Here is a 2,518-nt window from a genome sequence, read left to right on the forward strand (position 1 = left end):
ACCGCAGGCGGCGGCCGCCTCGAGATACTCGCGCTGGCCGTCCTGCCACTTGGACTGCGTGATGTCCTGCCGCTTGAGCTCGCACACGAACGTCTGGCGGCCGGGGATCACGATATCTGCCGCGCCCTTCGTCATGCCCTCGGCCGACATCTTTTGCACGCTGTGGCGCGCCAGCTGGCCGGCCATCTTCAGGCCCTCGTTGCGCGGGTGGACTGCGATGGCACCGTGCGTGTCTGGATAGTCACGCCGCAGCCGGCTGAAGAAGCTGGCCTGCTCGACGTTTTCCGTCGGGCACTTGCCGCGCCACTTGGGGTCGCCGAACAGCGCCACTCCCGCTGGCATATCGTCCGTCTTCATGCTTCACCTCTCGGATAGCCGGTCGCCTTTTCGTGCCAATCTTTCACGCCGGCCTCAAACGTGGCCACGCCATCACCATAGCCCAAGCTGGCAAGTGTCAGGTTGCTCAACAGATCGAACGCGACATGCGCCCGGTGGCCCTGCATCGTCGCCGTGATCCACGCGCAACCGCTGGCGAACTGCGCGGGGGAAATCACCTCGCTCCAAGCGGTCGGCATAGGCGCGTCTGCCTCGCCACGGGTCGCCGCAGGCTGCGTCAATCGGGCTGTCATATCGCCATCCATTCTGTGCAAGGCTGGTGCTGTCTGCCGAAACGAAACGGATAGAGGCGCGCAACCGCCGTCCCCCTGAGCATGTGCAGCGGCGGCCAGCGATTGCCGACCAAGGCCGCCACCTCATCCATGCGGGCAAAGTAGGCATCGCTGCCGACCACGTTTTGCCGCCTGTCGGGATGCACCCAACCCAAGCAAACACGCTCCCAGCCCTGCTCTATCAGCCGACCAAGGCGGTGCAGCGGTTCATCCATGTGCCACACTGGCGCGGCCTGAGACTTGCCCAGCGGCCAATCATTCAACAGGCCATCATTGATCTGTGACGCCATGGCGATGGCGTCTGGCACGACTGCCCAGCGGTTTTCCCCATCGAGCCACCGCTCTGCCCAAGCGTAGTATGGCCGCCAATCGCGTTCGGCTTCGCAGGCTTCGTTGCCCTGCTTGCGCGCAGCCATCCAGAAGCTGAATGCGCCATTGTCGAGCATAACCGATGATGCGAGCTGATCAACAAACTTAATGTCGTTGGGACGGTAGAAGCTGACGCAAAGGGCGCGGCCTGCCATTGCTTGCAACGCAGCACGCGGAGTTATCGGAGTGCCGTGATAAATTGTAGGTATCTTCATGCCGCCTTAGCTCCCTCTTTCCAGTCCGACTTGGCCGGGGGTTGAACGTCCTCTGGCTGGTTGAAGGCCAGCACCCGATAGAAACCGCTGTCGGCGTCCTTTTTGTACGTGACCGTGTCTGGCTTCTCTGTGCCGCCGTTGGTCGCGCGATTGAACACGTCCCACGCCTGCATGCCCTGCAGGGTCTTGCTCTCGGGCATGTGCCACGTCGAAAACTGCCGGTAGGGCGTCACCCAGTCCCCACGGATCGTCTTGTTGCCGGCGCCGCTGATCCCCAACCGGAACGTGACGCCCAGCACGCGGTCCGTCTGGCGGCGCGTGGGATCTTTCTTCATGGCCTTGAAATCTGAGATCAGCTTGTCGTTGGGGTTGACCAGCTCAGCCCGGCACTCGCAGCAGAAGCGCGCGGCGATGTCATTGGCGGCGTCGCACTGGGCGCACGCCTTGCTCGTCCAGAAGTACCCGCAGCGCGTGTGCTCGCCGGCCGCGCCGGTCTGGATCAGGCCATTGCAGCGCCGCCCATAGTGCGCCGGCATCGGCCCGTGCTCGGTCTGGATGCGATCCCCGAACACGTCCAGACAGTAGCCGTGGACGTCGCGCTGGAACTCGGCCCGGTCGCCAACGAGCCCAAACTCGTTCTCGTGGCCGCAGTCCGGGCACAGGGCGGAGACACCCTCACCGCCGGCGGCCGCGCCCTTGGCTTCAACCAGCGGGGTGTAGATGTCGCCGTCGGGAAAGTGCCGGTCGACGTTGCCGGCATAGTCCAGCAGCAGGCTGTCGGCCTTGGCCGGGTGCAGGCGCCACGCCCGGCCCAATATCTGCTGCAGCAGGGCCGCGCTTTCAGTGTAGCGCAGGATGGCGATGGTCTCAGTATGCGCCACGTCAAATCCGGTGGTGAGCGTGCCGACGTTCACGAGGTGCCGGATATCGCCGTCGCGATACAGCTTGATCAGCCGGTCGCGCCGGATGATCTCGCCGGTGCCCAGCTTGCTGACCTCGGCCGTCACCATCCCGGAGCTGCCCTTGGGCAGGCTGGCCAGCACCTCCTCGGCGTGCTGCACGGTGGCGGCGAAGTACATGATGCCGCCGGCGCGGGCCTTCGCCTTGTGGATCACGTCGGCCACGATTGACGCCGTCAGGCGCCCGTGCCCCTCGAACGCGCGCTCCACCGTCGACGGGTTCAGGCTGCCGTTGGGCAGCAGCTCGATGCCGCTGGTGTCGTAGCCGTCGCCGTTGATCTCACCCACCGCCATCGGCGTGATGAAG

4 protein-coding genes are annotated in these 2,518 nt (G+C 64.9%); all 4 read right to left on the reverse strand.

Annotation, left to right across the window (positions count from 1 at the left end):
• The coding region (locus RT662_RS08050; protein WP_313670193.1) for a hypothetical protein at positions 1-357 on the reverse strand (357 nt) is incomplete at its 3' end.
• Positions 354-575: a hypothetical protein gene (locus RT662_RS08055; RefSeq protein WP_313670194.1), complete on the reverse strand. Its 222-nt coding sequence runs from the start codon at positions 573-575 to the stop codon at positions 354-356. The genes RT662_RS08055 and RT662_RS08050, both read right to left, overlap by 4 nt.
• Before the next feature lie 50 nt (positions 576-625).
• Positions 626-1,252, reverse strand: coding sequence for a hypothetical protein (locus RT662_RS08060; RefSeq protein WP_313670195.1), 627 nt, complete (start codon positions 1,250-1,252; stop codon positions 626-628).
• Positions 1,249-2,518, reverse strand: a 1,270-nt coding sequence (locus RT662_RS08065; protein ID WP_313670196.1) for a helicase-related protein, incomplete at its 5' end; no start/stop codon positions are given. The genes RT662_RS08065 and RT662_RS08060, both read right to left, overlap by 4 nt.

The organism is Sandarakinorhabdus sp., assembly GCF_032115815.1.
Taxonomy (GTDB): domain Bacteria; phylum Pseudomonadota; class Alphaproteobacteria; order Sphingomonadales; family Sphingomonadaceae; genus Sandarakinorhabdus.